Here is a 16,259-nt window from a genome sequence, read left to right on the forward strand (position 1 = left end):
CGCGCCTCGAAAACCGAATAAATTGCTAAAAAATAGGTGGAGAAGAACATGTCCTCTCAAACTCCGGTGGTAACCGTAGATGGACCTAGTGGTGCAGGTAAAGGCACACTGTGTATGCTGTTGGCGAAGAAGCTGGGTTTCCATCTTCTTGATTCCGGTGCAATTTATCGTGTACTTGCATTGGCGGCGATTCACCATGGCGTTGATACAGAGTCTGAAGATGCACTTGTCCCACTGGCAACTCACCTAGATGTACAGTTTGTCGCTGAAGGCGACTTGGTGAAGGTGATTCTAGAAGGCGAAGATGTTTCGGGTGAGCTTCGTAAAGAAGAAACAGGGATGGCGGCCTCAAAAGTTGCTGCTTTACCGCGTGTTCGTGAAGCATTATTGCGTCGTCAGCGTGCATTCGAAAGTGCTCCTGGCTTGGTGGCTGATGGGCGTGATATGGGCACTGTCGTTTTCACTCATGCACAAGCAAAAATCTTCCTCGATGCAAGTGCGGAAGAGCGGGCAAATAGACGCCTGAAACAGTTGCAAAATAAAGGCTTAAATGTTAGATTTGCGGACCTTTTAAGCGAGATCCAAGAGCGTGACGATCGAGATCGTAACCGCCCAGTGGCGCCATTACGCCCTGCTGAGGATGCGCTCGTGCTTGATTCTACGTCGATGACTATCGACGAAGTGGTCGAAAAGGCACTACAATATATTGAATCGAAGCTGGCTGAGTAATTTACTGGGCTAAGCTAAGAGCGTCGGTCGCAAGGATGATGACTGGCGAATTTAATAACCCCATGCGGTAGGATACCCGTGGACGTTTAATTTATTGAAGATTAAATAAATGACTGAATCTTTTGCTCAACTCTTTGAAGAGTTTCTAAACGAAACTGAATTCCAACAAGGCAGCATCGTTAAAGGTACTGTAGTAGCTATCGAGAACGGTTTTGTTCTTGTTGATGCTGGTCTTAAGTCTGAATCTGCTATCCCTGCTGAACAGTTCAAGAACGCTGCTGGCGAACTTGAAATTGAAGTAGGTGCTGAAGTAGACGTAGCTCTAGACGCTGTTGAAGATGGTTTCGGTGAAACTCAACTTTCTCGTGAGAAAGCTAAGCGTCACGAAGCTTGGATCGTTCTTGAGAAAGCTTACGAAGAAGCTGAAACTGTTGTTGGTATCATCAACGGTAAAGTTAAAGGCGGTTTCACTGTTGAACTAAACGGTATCCGTGCTTTCCTTCCTGGCTCTCTAGTAGACGTTCGTCCAATCCGTGACACTGCTCACCTAGAAAACAAAGAGCTAGAGTTCAAAGTTATCAAACTTGACCAAAAGCGTAACAACGTAGTTGTTTCACGTCGTGCTGTTATCGAATCTGAAAACAGTGTTGAGCGTGACGAGCTTCTAGAAACTCTACAAGAAGGTTCTGAAGTTAAAGGTATCGTTAAGAACCTTACTGACTACGGTGCGTTCGTTGACCTAGGTGGCGTTGACGGTCTTCTACATATCACAGATATGGCTTGGAAGCGCGTTAAGCACCCATCTGAAATCGTTAACGTTGGTGACGAGATCCAAGTTAAAGTTCTTAAGTTCGACCGTGAGCGTACTCGCGTATCACTAGGTCTTAAGCAACTAGGCGAAGATCCATGGGTAGCAATCGCTAAGCGTTACCCAGAAGGTCACAAACTAACTGGTCGCGTAACAAACCTAACTGACTACGGCTGCTTCGTTGAAATCGAAGAAGGCGTTGAAGGTCTAGTTCACGTTTCAGAAATGGATTGGACTAACAAGAACATCCACCCATCTAAAGTTGTTAATGTTGGCGACGAAGTTGAGGTTATGGTTCTTGAAATCGACGAAGAGCGTCGTCGTATCTCTCTAGGTCTGAAACAGTGTAAAGCTAACCCATGGCAGTCATTCGCTGAAGCACAAGCTAAAGGCGACAAAGTTACTGGTAAGATCAAGTCTATCACTGACTTCGGTATCTTTATCGGTCTAGAAGGCGGCATCGACGGTCTAGTTCACCTATCTGACATTTCTTGGAATGTTGCTGGCGAAGAAGCTGTACGTGAGTACAAGAAAGGCGACGAGATCTCTGCAGTTGTTCTAGCAGTAGACGCAGAGCGTGAGCGTATCTCTCTAGGCGTTAAGCAAATGGAAAACGACCCATTCAATGCTTACGTTGCTGACAACAAGAAAGGTACTCTAGTTAACGCTACTGTAACTGCTGTTGACGCTAAAGGTGCTACTGTTGAAATCGCAGAAGGCGTTGAAGGTTACATCCGTGCTTCTGAAGTATCTCGCGACCGCGTAGAAGATGCTTCTCTAATCGTAAGCGCTGGTGATGTTGTTGAAGCTAAGTTCACAGGTGTAGACCGTAAGAACCGCGTAATCAACCTATCTATCAAAGCTAAAGACGAAGCTGAAGAGCAAGAAGCAATGGCATCTATCAACAAGCAAGATGACAATGCATTCGGTAACGCAATGGCTGACGCTTTCAAAGCAGCTAAAGGCGAATAATATACTCGCTTAAGCAAAAAAGGAGCCGCAAGGCTCCTTTTTTATGTTTAAACCTAATAAAAGTAGTAATACTAATTCTTCTAAAAAGACATTTCTGAATTGCACATTTTGTGTAAAACTTGTCTAGAATAGATAGCAAGTGTTTGTTGGAATTAGTATTACTTACTATAATGGGTAATAAAGATACTCAAAGAGGGCAACTATGACTAAGTCTGAACTGATTGAAAGACTCTGCGCTGAGCAAACACATTTATCAGCGAAAGAGGTGGAAGATGCTGTAAAGGATATTTTAGAGCATATGGCTTCTACGCTAGAAAGCGGAGACCGTATTGAAATCCGTGGCTTTGGTAGTTTTTCTCTTCATTACCGTGAGCCTCGCGTGGGTCGTAACCCTAAAACAGGCGATAAAGTGGAGCTAGAAGGCAAATACGTTCCTCATTTCAAACCAGGTAAAGAGCTTCGTGAACGTGTAAATTTAGGCTAGCGTGCTCTCACTTACTTTAAAAGCGGCATACTTTAAGTGTGCCGCTTTTTTGTAGGTACTCTCCAGTTATTTACTCGATTTGAATTAACCTAAAGCTTTGTACTAAACCTAACTTACGCATATTCAGTATGGCAAAGACGTCTAGACATACAAAAGCATCGACGAGGCGTAAATCACAACGACAAACTGAACGCCTAAAGGTTACTTAAGTATCGATTATTGTTAATATACATGGTCTGAAGAAACGTTTTCCTGCATAATCTGACCGACTTACTCCTAAAAGGGTGATGTAAAATGAAAATTATAAAAATCGTTGTTATTTTAGCTCTCTTCTTAATTGCGCTGGCTTTAGGTTCACAAAACCAAGAAGTTGTCGTCTTCAACTATCTTCTTGCTAAAGGTGAATTCCATCTATCGACTTTGCTTGGCGTAGTCTTCGTATTGGGCTTTGGTCTTGCATGGGCAATTTTTGCCAGTGTGCATTTAAAAACCCAACTGCAAGTTCGACGCTTGAAAAAGAAGCTAAAAAAATATGAGCCTACGACAGAGAAAGCTGACACGCCTACCGTCGAGAAAAAGGCATAAGGGAAAGGCTTAAATTTAATGCTTGAATTACTCTTCTTGTTGTTACCTATAGCTGCCGCATACGGTTGGTATATGGGACATCGTAGTGCGCAACAAGACAAGCAGAAACAATCTCATCAAATATCTCGTCAATATATGACGGGTCTTAATCTGCTGCTCTCCGACCAGTCAGATAAAGCCGTTGACCATTTTATTGAGTTGCTCCAAGTTGACAACGAAACGATAGACACCCACTTAGCCTTGGGTAATCTGTTTCGTTCGAGAGGAGAGGTGGATCGTGCCATTCGGATTCACCAAAACCTCATTTCCCGTTCCGGTTTGACGCTCGACCAGAAAAACCTCGCACTGCAGCAATTAGCGAAAGACTATATGGTCTCAGGTTTCTTGGACCGTGCGGAGAAAATCTTTGAACAACTTGTAGAAGAGCCGGACCACAAAGAAAGTGCCCTCCAACAGCTAGTGACGATATACCAGCAAACGCGCGAATGGGAAAACGCCATTCACTATGCATCGGAGCTAGCGAAGTTGGGTCACAAACGTAAAAGAATGCATGCTAATATTGCCCACTTTTGGTGTGAAATTGCGATGCTGGACCAAGCTGAAGGACAGACAAACAAAGCGATTCAGCACTTTAAAAAAGCATTGTCGGAAGATCCTAAGTGTGTCAGGGCAAGTATCTCTCTTGGGCGTATGTATTTGGAGTCTGAGGACTATAAACAGACTATTAAGTATCTGACAGGTGTACTAGAGCAAGACAAAGACTTTGTGAGCGATGTACTGCCTACGATTGCCGAGTGTTACCATCACCTTGGCCAAGAAGAAGAGCTGGTCGAATTTTTACGCGCATGTATCGATAAGAAAGCAGGGGTTTCCGCAGAATTGATGTTGGCACAATTAGTTGCTCATCATGAAAGCGTTGGGGCCGCACAAGAACTGTTGACCAAACAGCTACTGAAAAATCCAACTATGAAGGGTTTTTATCGCTTGATTGATTACCATATCGCTGAAGCAGAAGATGGTCGTGCGAAGGACAGTCTGTCTACGTTGCAAGCGATGGTTGGTGAACAGCTAAAGGTAAAACCACACTATCGATGCAGAAAATGTGGTTTTTCGACCCATTCCCTTTATTGGCATTGCCCTTCCTGCAAAGGGTGGGGAACCATCAAACCAATCCGCGGATTGATGGTGAATGATTTTTATGCAGCTGGCAGTTTTTTGTCCGCTGCATTTTTTTAGCTCTTTATTTAGCTAGAACTAATTATTTAACTAGAACCGATGACTGAACAAGAATCGAAATATTTAGGAGATGAAATGATCGACCAAAAAGTTATTGTCGCACTGGATTATGATAACCAAGCAGACGCACTTGCGTTTGTAGATCGAATTGATCCTGCGTCATGCCGTTTAAAAGTCGGCAAAGAGATGTTTACGCTATTTGGTCCTGATTTCGTACGTGAACTTCACAAACGTGGTTTTTCTGTATTTTTGGATTTGAAATTTCACGACATTCCAAATACATGTTCAAAAGCAGTTCGTGCTGCCGCTGAACTTGGCGTATGGATGGTCAACGTTCATGCCAGCGGTGGCGAGCGCATGATGACTGCGTCTCGTGAGATTCTCGAACCATATGGTAAAGATCGTCCTTTACTGATTGCCGTTACAGTTCTGACCAGCATGGAACAAAGTGACCTAGCAGGAATTGGGTTGAATGTAGCGCCTCAAGAGCAGGTGATTCGCCTAGCGACGTTAACTAAAAACGCTGGTCTTGATGGTGTCGTATGCTCAGCACAAGAGTCTTCGTTATTAAAGGGAGAGCTTGGTAACGAATTTAAGTTGATTACACCAGGGATTCGTCCCGTTGGCGCAGAACAAGGTGATCAACGTCGTATAATGACTCCGGTAGAGGCGATTCAATCGGGTTCCGATTACCTTGTTATTGGCCGTCCTATCACTCAAGCCAGCGACCCTGCTGCTGTATTAACGTCAATCAACGAGAGCCTAGCGAATCTATAAGCTACGATAAGCTTACCGTTGAAGAATATTGGGAAAGGTGGAGTATTCGTGCTTCACCTTTTTTTATATCAAATTCTGTTTCTTACTTTGAATTAACTGTAGCCATTGAATAGATGGAGGAAGTGCTCTACGGAAAATAGATCAAAGTGCAGTATATAGAACTGTTTAGATCACATTTAAGTAACATAATTCGCTATGTATCGAGTAAATTGCAACCGTGTGTTATCGATGCCTTGTGCTAAAAATCGCAAGATAATACTATGAAGTTGATGCATTCACAGCGCTCTAAGGTCTAGGATGATCTGGTGAAAATCACTGACATTGATATAAAAGTTGGCAGGAAGTCACTTTATATTAAGTCTCAACTACTTTTGGTCGGCGTACCTTTTTTGTCGACTTCACACCAGTTTCCTTGCTTCGATCTTAGATCGCAAAAATAACAAGGAAGAAACATGACGAAAACTTTGCCATTCTCAGTGCTTGCTGCACTGGTCTCTGCGAGCTTTAACTTAAGTGCGGCAGAATTACCTGCTGACATCGAATGGATTTCGAATAACAACGAACCGCTGTTTGCTTCTGAAGAAGCGGTGCGTGGCGGCACATTCCGTACCTATATACAAAGCTTTCCACAAACATTGCGCAGCGTTGGGCCTGATGCGAACTCGGGCTTAAGACAATACTTAATGGATGGCGCACCCAAAATGGCTCAACGTCATCCAAATACAGGGAAGTGGATTCCTCAGCTTGCTAAGTCATGGGCATTTGGTGACGATCACAAAACGGTTTACTTCAAACTTGATGACACGGCCAAATGGTCGGATGGTGAGGCAATTACTGCCGATGACTATGTCTTTATGATGAAGTATTACACCTCAAAAGACATCATCGACCCGTGGTACAACGACTTTTTCACTAGCAGTATCGTAAGCGTAGAAAAGATCGATGACTACACAATTCGAGTCAACCTAGCTGTCGAGCAAAGTAATGACTCACTTATGGTTATGATCAATATGCCGAGCAATGGCTTTCAGCCACGTCCCGAACACTTTTTTGAAGGTGAGAAAGATGAAAACAATGATGGCATGCCAGATAATTTCGTTCGCAAATTCAACTTTAAAGCCGAACCAACAGCAGCTCCCTACTTTTTAGATAAAATCAAAAAAGGCAAAAGCGTCACGTTTAAGCACGTTGGTGAAGATTGGTGGGGATATAATAACCGTTATTACAAAAATCGTTACAACGTCGACAAAGTACGCATTACGGTGATTCGTGACCCTGATATTGCGATGAAACACTTCGAAAAAGGTAACCTAGACTACTTCGAAATGGTGTTGCCGCATTTCTGGCATGATAAGACCAATAGTGATGCCTATAAAAAGGGTTATATCCAGAAGTATTGGGGTTACAACCAAGCCGCTCAAGGTGCTGGCGGTTTATGGATGAATACCGCTATGCCAATGTTGGACAACCTTGAAGTGCGTAAAGGCATTATGCTTGCCACTGATTTTGACGGCATGATTGAAAATATCATGCGTGGAGACTACTCGCGCAAGCCGCATGGACTCGGCTTTGGGCACGGCGAATATGATGACCCCAATAATACACCACCGAAATTTGATGCTGCTGAGGCAGTAAAGCATTTCGAAAAAGCGGGGTTTGATAAAGTTGGTCCGGACGGTATTCGTGTCAATGATAAAGGGCAACGGTTAAGTTTTGCTATTACTTATGCATACAACTCTTGGACTCCCCGTATCGCTTATTTAAAAGAGCAGGCTAAATTAGCAGGGTTAGAGTTTACGCTTAACTTGGTAGATGGCTCTTCGGCATTTAAGTACATACTCGAAAAGAAACACCAGCTTGCTTTCTTGAATATGGGATCAGGAGAAATTCCTTCCTATTGGGAATATTTCCATTCGGATAACGCAAACAAGCCTCAAACGAACGCACATACTAACTACAGCAGCCCAGAGCTCGACAAGTTGATTGAAGCGTATGATTCTGAATTTGATCAGCAAAAGCGTTACGAATTATCTCATCAAATCCAACACTACGTGGCGGAAGCAAATCTCATCGTCCCGGGTTATATGGTTCCGTACTCACGAGTCGCTTACTGGCGCTGGGTAAAAATACCTAAAGATGGAATGACAAAAGCGACCGAGTGGATACTTCACCCAATGGATATTGGTAACTTCTGGATAGATACAGAAGTAAAGAAGGAAACAGAAAAAGCAATGAAAAATGGCGAGAGTTTTCCGGAAGTGACGATCGTTGATGATCGCTTTAAACTGTAATTCGATTTTTTAACGATAGCTAAAAGCCTTAGCCTTAAAGTTAAATGCTCCCTCAATAGTTAGACAATTAATTATTGGGGGGCTTTTTTGACTCGACACTCATGTTTCGCCTATACGCGATCAAATTAATTCATTTATTATATGAATGAGTCGTTAACCCTGCGTGACATAGTTTTACGCATTACTTTTTAGCAATAAAATCACTGCTATTCTGAGCTCGTATCACCCCTGACTCCAACCGTAAAATGCTTATTGTTAGTTCCTATGTTACAGTAGAATTATGTTCATTTTCGTGCTGGAAATTATTTTAAATTGGGCGTAAAGTTAATGAGTTATACGTTCTAATTGATTCTTTATAATATTGCATGATTACCACGGATAGGTTTTATGAAGTATTTGGTAACAGGTGCTGCTGGGTTTATAGGTAGCGCAACGGTTAAAAAGCTCACTGCACTAGGGCATGAGGTGGTTGGTGTAGATAACCTCAACGATTACTATGATGTTGAATTAAAAAAGGCGAGATTAGAAACCATACAACATCCATTATTTCGCTTTGTTTACCTAGATATTTCAAATCAGGATGCAATGTCATCGTTGTTTGAAAAAGAAAAATTTGAACGAGTTATCCACCTTGCTGCACAAGCTGGCGTCAGATATTCAATAGAAAACCCGCATAGTTACGTTGAGTCGAATGTCGTCGGTTACTTAAATGTATTGGAAGGCTGTCGAAATAACCAAGTCCAGCACCTCGTTTACGCCTCATCAAGCTCAATTTATGGATTAAATAATAAAGTACCTTTCTCAACATTGGAAAGTGCTGATCACCCAATTTCTTTGTATGCTGCGACAAAAAAATCGAATGAGTTAATGGCTCATTGTTACTCTCATTTGTATCAAATTCCGACAACTGGACTACGATTTTTCACTGTCTATGGTGCTTGGGGGCGCCCCGATATGGCACCGTTTATCTTCACCAAAAAGATTCTGGAAGGGCAAACAGTAGATATCAACAACCATGGTGATATGTGGCGGGACTTTACACACATTACCGACGTTGTTGAAGGTATCATCCGTGTCGCCAATGTTATTCCTGTACGTAATGGTCAATGGCTGGCGGACCAAGGTTCACCGGCAAACAGTTCTGCGCCGTTTGCTGTTTATAACCTCGGTCATGGGGAGCCTATTCATCTACTGGATTTTATCGGCGGGATAGAAAAGGAACTCGATATCAAAGCGAAAAAAAATTTCAGAGAGATGCAGCCAGGAGATGTGTATCGAACGTGTGCCGATACCGAGGATTTTTATGCGATCACTGGGTATCGGCCAACGGTATCAATACAAGAGGGTATTGCTGAGCTTGTCACTTGGTATAAAGAATTTTATATGCTCAATTAACCACGTAAAGCAATGTGATTAGGGATTATTATCTATCGTATGTCAGTTCTAGAAGGTTAGAGGCCATGTTACCGAGTATATCAGTCGTTATTCCTGCTAAAAATGAACAGGGTAATATAGGGAAATTGGTTCAAGAAATTCATGATAGCTTGAAGGCATATACAGATGTTGACATCGTGATTACTGATGATGGCAGCACGGACAATACCGTACAAGAAGCTCTTAAAGCAGGGCATAAGTGTGGGTGTGACTTACAAGTTGTGAGCCACGAGAAAAGCTGCGGACAAAGCACTGCGGTTTTAACCGCAGTCAGACACGCAAAAGGGGAATGGATTATCACTTCGGATGCTGACGGACAGAACGATCCCTCTGATATGCCGAGTATGATTGAACTTGCAGCCCAAGTCCACAATCCACATTTCTGCATCGCGGGTTATAGAGCGAAAAGGCTTGATACGTCTTGGGTACGTTTTCAGTCAAAAGTTGCCAATAAAATTCGGCATGCTCTCCTAGGAGATGGCGTGCCAGATTCTGGATGTGGTTTAAAAATCATTCCTAAAGCTACGTATTTGCGTTTGCCATATTTTGATCATATGCATCGTTTTCTACCCGCGTTGATCAAGGCGCTTGATGGTGAAATTGTGGTTCATCAAGTTGCTCATCGGGATAGAGAAGCCGGTACCTCTAATTACAACGCTTGGAACCGAGCATGGGTCGGAATGGTGGACTTATTTGGTGTGATTTGGTTGCAAAAACGCACCAAAAAACCGATGGTAAAATCAGTGAATTGTACGTATCAAGAACAATGAAGTGGATAAAACTTTTTTTATTGATTTCTGTAGGTGTTGTGCTTGCGTATCAAATTGACAATCCAGTTTTAGTCCATTTGACGGATAAAAACTGGTTAGTCAGTTATATTCAACAGAAAGGTATGACAGGTGAAATCGTTATATTCATTTTCAGTGTCATATTTTTATCTTTTAGTGGTCCGAAGCAAGCCATCGCTTTAATATTTGGCTATCTCTATAGCATTCATTTTGGTGTTGTTTTAACCTTGCTTGCATGTGTTTTTAGTGCCACTTTTAATTACTATTGTGCTCAGTTTTTACTCACGAATTGGTTGTATCAACACTTTCCTAATAAAATGATGAAATTTAATTCATTTGCTAGCCGAAAGCCGTTTTATAAAATCTTATTATTACGCTTATTTCCGATTGGAAATAATGTAGTAACTAACGTTTTATCAGGTAGCGTCCGTGTACCTTTTCTCGCATTTCTTTCCGCAAGTTTACTCGGATACCTTCCACAAGTTGTCATCTTTGCACTAATGGGGGCTGGAATTCAGTCGTCTAGCAACTCCATGATATATCTCAGTATTTTCTTTGGTGTTGTTAGCGCCGTACTCACCACATTTCTTTATAGAGATCACATCAAAAGCCGTGTTGAATTACTAAATATGGAAGAAGAACTATGAACCCATTTATAGCGAAAGGCAGACAAATCTGGCAAGACGAAGACTATTATCAAACCTTATGTTTTTTGTTGGTCCTAGCTATACTCATTATTTTTTCCGGAATCGGCTTAAGGGACCCATGGCCTGCTGATGAACCCCGCTTTGTCGAAGTCGCGCGTGAAATGGTTCAATCCGGGAATTGGTTTTTCCCAACCAGAGGTGGAGAACTCTATCCTGACAAACCCCCCGTATTTATGTGGACGATGGCTGCATTTTACTGGTTAACAGGAAGTATCAAAGCGACTTTTATGCTTCCCAATGCGATCGTCAGCGTAATTGCAATTATTTGTTGTTATGACATTTCGGCAAAACTGTGGAATGTGAAAACAGCGCGTAATGTTGGGTTCTTTTTATTGCTTGCCCCACAATTTATTATTCAGGCTAAAGCAGCGCAAATAGATGCAATGGTTGCCGCTTGGATCACCATCGCCATGTACGGTTTGGTCAGGCATTTTTTTATTAAAACCTGCTGGGTTTGGTACTACGTTGCTTGGGTTTTCATGGGGCTTGGGGTCATCACCAAAGGCGTTGGCTTTCTTCCTGCTTTATTTTTAATACCCATTTTAATTTTACACTTCACTGGGAAGCATAGATTCGAGAGCGCGGTATCATGGAAGTTGTTGCTCGGTCCAATTTTCATGTTAGCCACAATCGCATGTTGGTTATTGCCGATGATATCGTTGGTTGAGGCAAGTAATAACCCTGATTATGTGGCTTATAAAAATAATATCTTGTTTAAGCAGACTGGTGAGCGATACGCGAACTCATGGGGACACATTAAACCATGGTATTACTTTATTGTCAGTGTCATACCAGTCTTATGGTTTCCACTTTATTTTGTATTTTTTAATAAAAGCTTCTGGAAGCAAGTACGACTTTCTCCTGCACTGACCAGCTTGTTAGCGTGGGTCGTTCTCGTCGTCGTTTTCTTTAGCATTAGTCCCGGGAAACGAGGTGTTTACGTATTGCCTGCATTGCCCATGATGGCGATATTAGCGGGGTATGCATGGAGTCACCATTCATGGCCTTCTTGGACGAATAAAGTCCTCAAAGCGTTAATGCTAGTGCTAAGTTTGGTTTTATTATCTGCCTCAGTGATGGTGGCATTAGAAGTTGAATCTATTGTTAAGCACTTAGACGATTATCGATCTGCTCTGCCTTATGCCCTGTTCTTTTTAGTTTCGGCGTTAATATGGGGAGGGGGATTTTTTAAATCTCGTACGAAACCTATTATTGGCGTCTTTTGGTTGGCACTGTCGCTGACATGGGTCTGGTACAGTACTGTGGGCTATATGCTCATCAACCCTATTCGTACGCAAGCAAAAGACATCATGGCTGAAGTCCAAACAATTATTGGTGATGATGGAGAATTAGGACTGACAAAGTTCAAAGAGCAGTTCTTGTTGTATTCACCGATTCCTCTAACCCATTTTAGCTATTTATCTGATGGTGAAGAGCAAGAGCGGAATGCTTGGCTGTGGATTAAAGAAAAACCAAAACGTTATATCCTAACAAATGGTGATACGTTTGGCTGTTTTGCACCTGAGAAAGGAAAAGTTATTGGCACGGCGCATCGAAAAGAATGGGTGCTCTATGATGAAGACAGTGCACTTGATACTTGCCAGGCACCGAAGAGAATCAAGCGATACGAGTTAAATGCTACCGAGCCCTATAAGTGACAATTAAAAAGCTAACTGGAACTCAAGTAAGGTGATATTAAGATAAAGGGAAGCAAAAATGTTTCCCTTTGTATTGTTAGCCAGTAATTTATAGCTGCTGGGCTATGTCATCGGTCAGAGTCTCAAGACCATTGGACAATGCTTCTACTAATGCATCGTATCCTTCATCCTGCAGTGGCATCGAGAGCTGGACGTCTGCGCGCTTCTTAACGTTGCCGTTAGGTCGATAAGTTGCCACTCGCCCGAGATTTCAGCATTTCCTCGATAACTTCCATTAAAGTGATCTAACGTTAGTTGCAGTTTACTCTGGTTACTTTGATCGAGTAGGTTATTCACTTCTACTGGCCAATAGCGTGCTTGAGATTGACGCAAATTGGCCACCACACGTTGTGTTATTTGGTCTGATAGGTTTTCTGCCCACTGATTGTGCTTTGCCTGAATAATTTGGGTTTCTGATGTGCGGTATACAATGCCGTTATTACTCAAGTAACTGGCAAGTTCAACAGGTCGCACGACCAACAAAGGGCGCTCAGTCATGCTTGAGTCAGTCACCTGCGATGCTTGAATTTTTAGCTGTGGTAGCAGGTACTGTGAAACCACCGGTTCTGGAGCGCTGCTGCACCCTGCTAAAAGTAACGTGGCTAACACAAATATACGCTTCATTATTGTTGACCTCTTACAGGAATAGGATCGCTAACGTCATCTTCTCCGAACACCAATGAGTTTGGTTTCTCATTCAACTGTTTAAGTACAGGTTTGAATTCCGTCAATACTTTTTCTAGTTCTTTCATTGTGTCGTTCATATCGTTATACATGGTTGAGTTTGGCCCGTAACCATCCAGTGTTTTTTGTAGTTGACGCAAACTTTCTCTAATATCAGCTGGAATCGCTTGAGTGTCCTTTTGACTTAGCAACTTATCAACTTTACTTGCGACACGCTCTGCTGAAGCTAAGGTCCGCTCAGACGTTTTTAACGTGGCATTTAGTGATGTTAATGTTTGTTCCATCGGTAAATTGTTAATTTTGTTAAGGAACTCATTGACTTGTCGCTGTACTTGAGCAAAACCACCTCGCTTAGTCGGAAACTCTTCGATCCCTTCGAAGTTGCTTGGCACGTACTTATCATCGTCAGGGTAGAAATCGGTATCAATGTACAGTGCCCCCGTCAGTAAGTTACCCGTTTTTAAGGTAGCACGTAGTCCTTTTGCAAATTCTTCTTTTAACTTTTGTTTGAATTTAGGCATCGCCGCCGATTGAAAATCACCGTAAACCCGACCGAGCTCAATACGAACCAATACCGGTATTTTTTGAGCTGAAAAGTTTTCGTCTGGTGTAGGTAAACGCATAGGTACGCGCATCACTGTACCGATACGAAGCCCACGATATTCTACCGGTGCTTGACGTTTAAGGCCGCGGACGGATTCATCGAAAAACATAACAAACTCGATGTAGTCGTCATACATGCCTTCACGAAGCTGTTTAACGTCATCATACAATCGGAAGTTAGTGAGATCTTCCGTTAGTGGTTTTCCTGGTTCCAACCCTGGGCCGGTATCAAAGGTGACGCCGCCTGTAATTAGGCTTTCCAGCGATCCAAACTTAACTTCAAAACCTTCCGCGTTGAGCTGGAGGTCAACGCCAGAGTCCATCCAAAACTTGGTACGCTCATGAACAAGACTATCGTACGGTTTAAAAATGAAAAGTTGGTAAAGAGCGTGGCGTGTATCGACATCAAAACGGGTTTTTTCTACTCGGCCGACGGTAAAGCCTTTGTAAATCACCGGATCACCGACACTGAGCTTCCCTGCCTCTCGGTGTGTTAACACTACCCGTAGACCTTTTGCATCCGGAGAGGCCACAGGAGGCACGTCTAAGACAGTAAACTGCGTTTTTTCCTCTTTGGCTTTGCCCGGTTGAAGTTGAATGTAGGCGCCAGAAAGCAAGGTTTCCAACCCAGAGACGCCTTCTCTTCCGATTCGTGGTTTCACCACCCAAAACATGGAGTCTTCACGTAGCATACGTGCCGCATCTTTGGTCATTTCTGCTTTGGCAATAATATGATCGTAGTCTTCACTGAGTGTCACTTCAGTGATGAGGCCAACCTTTACATTGAGCGCTCTAATTTCTGTTTTTCCTACTTCAATCCCGTCTGCCGTTGGCAGTTTTAATGTGATCTCTGGTCCGGTGCTATTGATGTATTGGAACAGCATCCACACACCCATGGCTAGCGCTAGTATAGGGATAATCCAAATAGTAGAAATCTGCTTTTGCGGTTTGATTTGAGCGGTTACGTTGTTCTCATCACTCATAGTTCGCTTTCTCTTTTAAGTTATCAGATATCGGCTCCTGCACTTCGTTTTTTGGCGCCTGCCAAAGTAAACGAGAGTCAAAAATCATTGCAGAAAGCATGGTGAAAATGACGACAGCAGCGAAAGATAACGCCGCCGGTCCGGGGTATATTGCCATTAGATTTTGCAATTGAACTAATGCAACTAAAATAGCGACAACGAAAATATCGATCATTGACCAGCGACCAATAAACTCGGTTAGACGATAGATTTTTAGCCGCGAAATACTCTCTTCATAAGGAAGGTGACGGCTTTTTTGAGCATGATAATACAGCCAAGCTAGGGCCAGCATTTTTGCCAAGGGGATAAACACACTGGCGAAAAAAATCACCATAGCCACAGGGTAGGAGCCCATTTTCCAAAGTAAAATAACCCCTTGCATAATGGTAGAGCCTTCTGAGTGACCAAGGCTAACGGTGTACATCATGGGATAAAGGTTCGCTGGGATATAAAAAATGATAGAAGCGAATAATAACGCCCATGCTTTTTGTAAATTATCCGCTGGATTGTATTGGTGAATAACACTGTTGCAGCGAATACAACGTTGATGTTTTTTGTCTTCGAGTGGATTGATCTGATGGCACGTATGACAGCCGACATGATTGTGACTATGGTGTGTGTCGCCTTCACGGACATTGGGGAGCGCAACTGCTGGGACAAAATGACCCCAAAGCCAACTTTTATCCACCATGGAAATACACTTTACGACCAGAATCGTATAAACGCAGAAGGCCCAAAATGAACTTCCCATTTCGATATCTGCAAGAGAGGCAATCTTAATCAAGCTGACCAACACCCCAATTAAAAACACATCCACCATCAACCAAGGTTCGACACGGAACAACAAGCGGCACAATACCGTCGCGCGGCGTTGCTGTTTTGTTGACGGTTTTTGTGTTGCTGAATGTCTTCGTGATTTCAACGCTTCGAAATACAAGTAGAGTATTAAGCCAATATAAATGCTCGGCAGAACAACAACCGTCGCCAATAAAAGTATCCCAAGCAGAACATTATGGAATTCTGCAAGCATCTTCGCTGCGTGGAGAAGGGTGATCTCTTGCGATAGTCCTTTCACACTGAATGACATAAACGGAAAAGACAAGCTGAGCACCAGCATGATCAAGCAGGCTATCGCAACAGCAATAACACTTTGATAAGGCTTAGTGTTAATTTTAGTGAGAGCGTGAGAGCATCTTGGACATTGCGCTGTTTGCCCTTGGTCGATGTCAGGGACGTGCACAACAAGGCCACACTCTTCGCATGAAATTAACTGATGTGAGTTAGGTTGACTATTCATAAAGGGCATTTTAATGCATTTGGCGTAAGAATACCCTGTTTTTCCCAGGCTTGCTTGTGTTGATTCAGGAGTTTACAGGCTTCTTACGTAAATGAGCGATAAGCCGTTTACGGATTACTGCCATTCTAGTATTTGATACGATTTG

13 protein-coding genes and 1 pseudogene are annotated in these 16,259 nt (G+C 42.8%); 11 read left to right on the plus strand and 3 right to left on the minus strand.

Translation table 11 applies throughout. The features are described 5' to 3' along the window. Positions 1 to 48 precede the first annotated feature (48 nt). From cmk to SU60_RS10275, 11 genes are all read left to right on the plus strand, one after another. Complete coding sequence (cmk, locus tag SU60_RS10225) at positions 49 to 729, plus strand: (d)CMP kinase (RefSeq protein ID WP_041155423.1); 681 nt, start codon at positions 49 to 51, stop codon at positions 727 to 729. Between the two features lie 109 nt (positions 730 to 838). Then, positions 839 to 2,509: a 30S ribosomal protein S1 gene (rpsA, locus tag SU60_RS10230; RefSeq protein ID WP_041155424.1), complete on the plus strand. Its 1,671-nt coding sequence runs from the start codon at positions 839 to 841 to the stop codon at positions 2,507 to 2,509. Between the two features lie 202 nt (positions 2,510 to 2,711). Continuing rightward, positions 2,712 to 2,993 carry an integration host factor subunit beta gene (ihfB, locus tag SU60_RS10235; protein WP_005491075.1) on the plus strand — a complete coding sequence of 94 codons (282 nt, stop codon included), beginning with the start codon at positions 2,712 to 2,714 and terminating at the stop codon, positions 2,991 to 2,993. Positions 2,994 to 3,287: 294 nt separating this feature from the next. Further along, a complete protein-coding gene (locus SU60_RS10240) occupies positions 3,288 to 3,578 on the plus strand; it encodes a LapA family protein (protein ID WP_041155425.1) in 291 nt (96 codons plus the stop codon). An 18-nt stretch (positions 3,579 to 3,596) separates the two neighbouring features. Beyond that, complete coding sequence (gene lapB / locus SU60_RS10245) at positions 3,597 to 4,814, plus strand: lipopolysaccharide assembly protein LapB (protein WP_052481522.1); 1,218 nt, start codon at positions 3,597 to 3,599, stop codon at positions 4,812 to 4,814. Between the two features lie 75 nt (positions 4,815 to 4,889). Further along, a complete protein-coding gene (gene pyrF, locus SU60_RS10250; RefSeq protein WP_041155426.1) occupies positions 4,890 to 5,591 on the plus strand; it encodes an orotidine-5'-phosphate decarboxylase in 702 nt (233 codons plus the stop codon). Between the two features lie 452 nt (positions 5,592 to 6,043). Continuing rightward, positions 6,044 to 7,882: an extracellular solute-binding protein gene (locus SU60_RS10255; RefSeq protein WP_041155427.1), complete on the plus strand. Its 1,839-nt coding sequence runs from the start codon at positions 6,044 to 6,046 to the stop codon at positions 7,880 to 7,882. Between the two features lie 387 nt (positions 7,883 to 8,269). Beyond that, a complete protein-coding gene (locus SU60_RS10260; protein WP_041155428.1) occupies positions 8,270 to 9,277 on the plus strand; it encodes an NAD-dependent epimerase in 1,008 nt (335 codons plus the stop codon). Positions 9,278 to 9,342: 65 nt separating this feature from the next. Continuing rightward, positions 9,343 to 10,086 carry a glycosyltransferase family 2 protein gene (locus SU60_RS10265; RefSeq protein ID WP_041155429.1) on the plus strand — a complete coding sequence of 248 codons (744 nt, stop codon included), beginning with the start codon at positions 9,343 to 9,345 and terminating at the stop codon, positions 10,084 to 10,086. Then, a complete protein-coding gene (locus SU60_RS10270; RefSeq protein ID WP_245228394.1) occupies positions 9,987 to 10,751 on the plus strand; it encodes a TVP38/TMEM64 family protein in 765 nt (254 codons plus the stop codon). Before SU60_RS10265 ends, SU60_RS10270 begins: the two co-directional genes overlap by 100 nt. Further along, the gene (locus tag SU60_RS10275; RefSeq protein WP_041155431.1) at positions 10,748 to 12,469 is read left to right on the plus strand and encodes an ArnT family glycosyltransferase; all 1,722 of its coding nucleotides are present in this window, start codon (positions 10,748 to 10,750) and stop codon (positions 12,467 to 12,469) included. Before SU60_RS10270 ends, SU60_RS10275 begins: the two co-directional genes overlap by 4 nt. A gap of 88 nt (positions 12,470 to 12,557) precedes the next feature. On the opposite strand, the pseudogene SU60_RS10280 reads toward SU60_RS10275, so the two are convergent. The 3 genes and pseudogenes from SU60_RS10280 to SU60_RS10290 form a co-directional block, all read right to left on the minus strand. Next, positions 12,558 to 13,132 (minus strand): annotated as a pseudogene (locus SU60_RS10280) (PqiC family protein). Then, positions 13,132 to 14,778 carry an intermembrane transport protein PqiB gene (gene pqiB / locus SU60_RS10285; RefSeq protein WP_041155432.1) on the minus strand — a complete coding sequence of 549 codons (1,647 nt, stop codon included), beginning with the start codon at positions 14,776 to 14,778 and terminating at the stop codon, positions 13,132 to 13,134. Before pqiB ends, SU60_RS10280 begins: the two are co-directional and overlap by 1 nt. After that, on the minus strand, positions 14,771 to 16,114 hold the full coding sequence (locus tag SU60_RS10290; RefSeq protein WP_041155548.1) for a paraquat-inducible protein A: 1,344 nt from the start codon (positions 16,112 to 16,114) through the stop codon (positions 14,771 to 14,773). The genes pqiB and SU60_RS10290 overlap by 8 nt, the downstream gene beginning before the upstream one ends. Positions 16,115 to 16,259: the final 145 nt, after the last annotated feature.

The organism is Vibrio mytili (assembly GCF_000830505.1).
In the GTDB taxonomy this organism is placed as follows: domain Bacteria; phylum Pseudomonadota; class Gammaproteobacteria; order Enterobacterales; family Vibrionaceae; genus Vibrio; species Vibrio mytili.

What these genes read in the sequence shown, in the direction of transcription:
- rpsA (WP_041155424.1), top strand. Translation starts at nt 839, where the DNA reads ATGACTGAATCTTTTGCTCAACTCTTTGAAGAGTTTCTAAACGAAACT.
- pqiB (WP_041155432.1), bottom strand. Translation starts at nt 14,778, where the DNA reads ATGAGTGATGAGAACAACGTAACCGCTCAAATCAAACCGCAAAAGCAG.
- pyrF (WP_041155426.1), top strand. Translation starts at nt 4,890, where the DNA reads ATGATCGACCAAAAAGTTATTGTCGCACTGGATTATGATAACCAAGCA.
- cmk (WP_041155423.1), top strand. Translation starts at nt 49, where the DNA reads ATGTCCTCTCAAACTCCGGTGGTAACCGTAGATGGACCTAGTGGTGCA.
- SU60_RS10240 (WP_041155425.1), top strand. Translation starts at nt 3,288, where the DNA reads ATGAAAATTATAAAAATCGTTGTTATTTTAGCTCTCTTCTTAATTGCG.
- SU60_RS10255 (WP_041155427.1), top strand. Translation starts at nt 6,044, where the DNA reads ATGACGAAAACTTTGCCATTCTCAGTGCTTGCTGCACTGGTCTCTGCG.
- SU60_RS10290 (WP_041155548.1), bottom strand. Translation starts at nt 16,114, where the DNA reads ATGAATAGTCAACCTAACTCACATCAGTTAATTTCATGCGAAGAGTGT.
- SU60_RS10270 (WP_245228394.1), top strand. Translation starts at nt 9,987, where the DNA reads ATGGGTCGGAATGGTGGACTTATTTGGTGTGATTTGGTTGCAAAAACG.
- SU60_RS10260 (WP_041155428.1), top strand. Translation starts at nt 8,270, where the DNA reads ATGAAGTATTTGGTAACAGGTGCTGCTGGGTTTATAGGTAGCGCAACG.
- ihfB (WP_005491075.1), top strand. Translation starts at nt 2,712, where the DNA reads ATGACTAAGTCTGAACTGATTGAAAGACTCTGCGCTGAGCAAACACAT.
- SU60_RS10265 (WP_041155429.1), top strand. Translation starts at nt 9,343, where the DNA reads ATGTTACCGAGTATATCAGTCGTTATTCCTGCTAAAAATGAACAGGGT.
- SU60_RS10275 (WP_041155431.1), top strand. Translation starts at nt 10,748, where the DNA reads ATGAACCCATTTATAGCGAAAGGCAGACAAATCTGGCAAGACGAAGAC.
- lapB (WP_052481522.1), top strand. Translation starts at nt 3,597, where the DNA reads ATGCTTGAATTACTCTTCTTGTTGTTACCTATAGCTGCCGCATACGGT.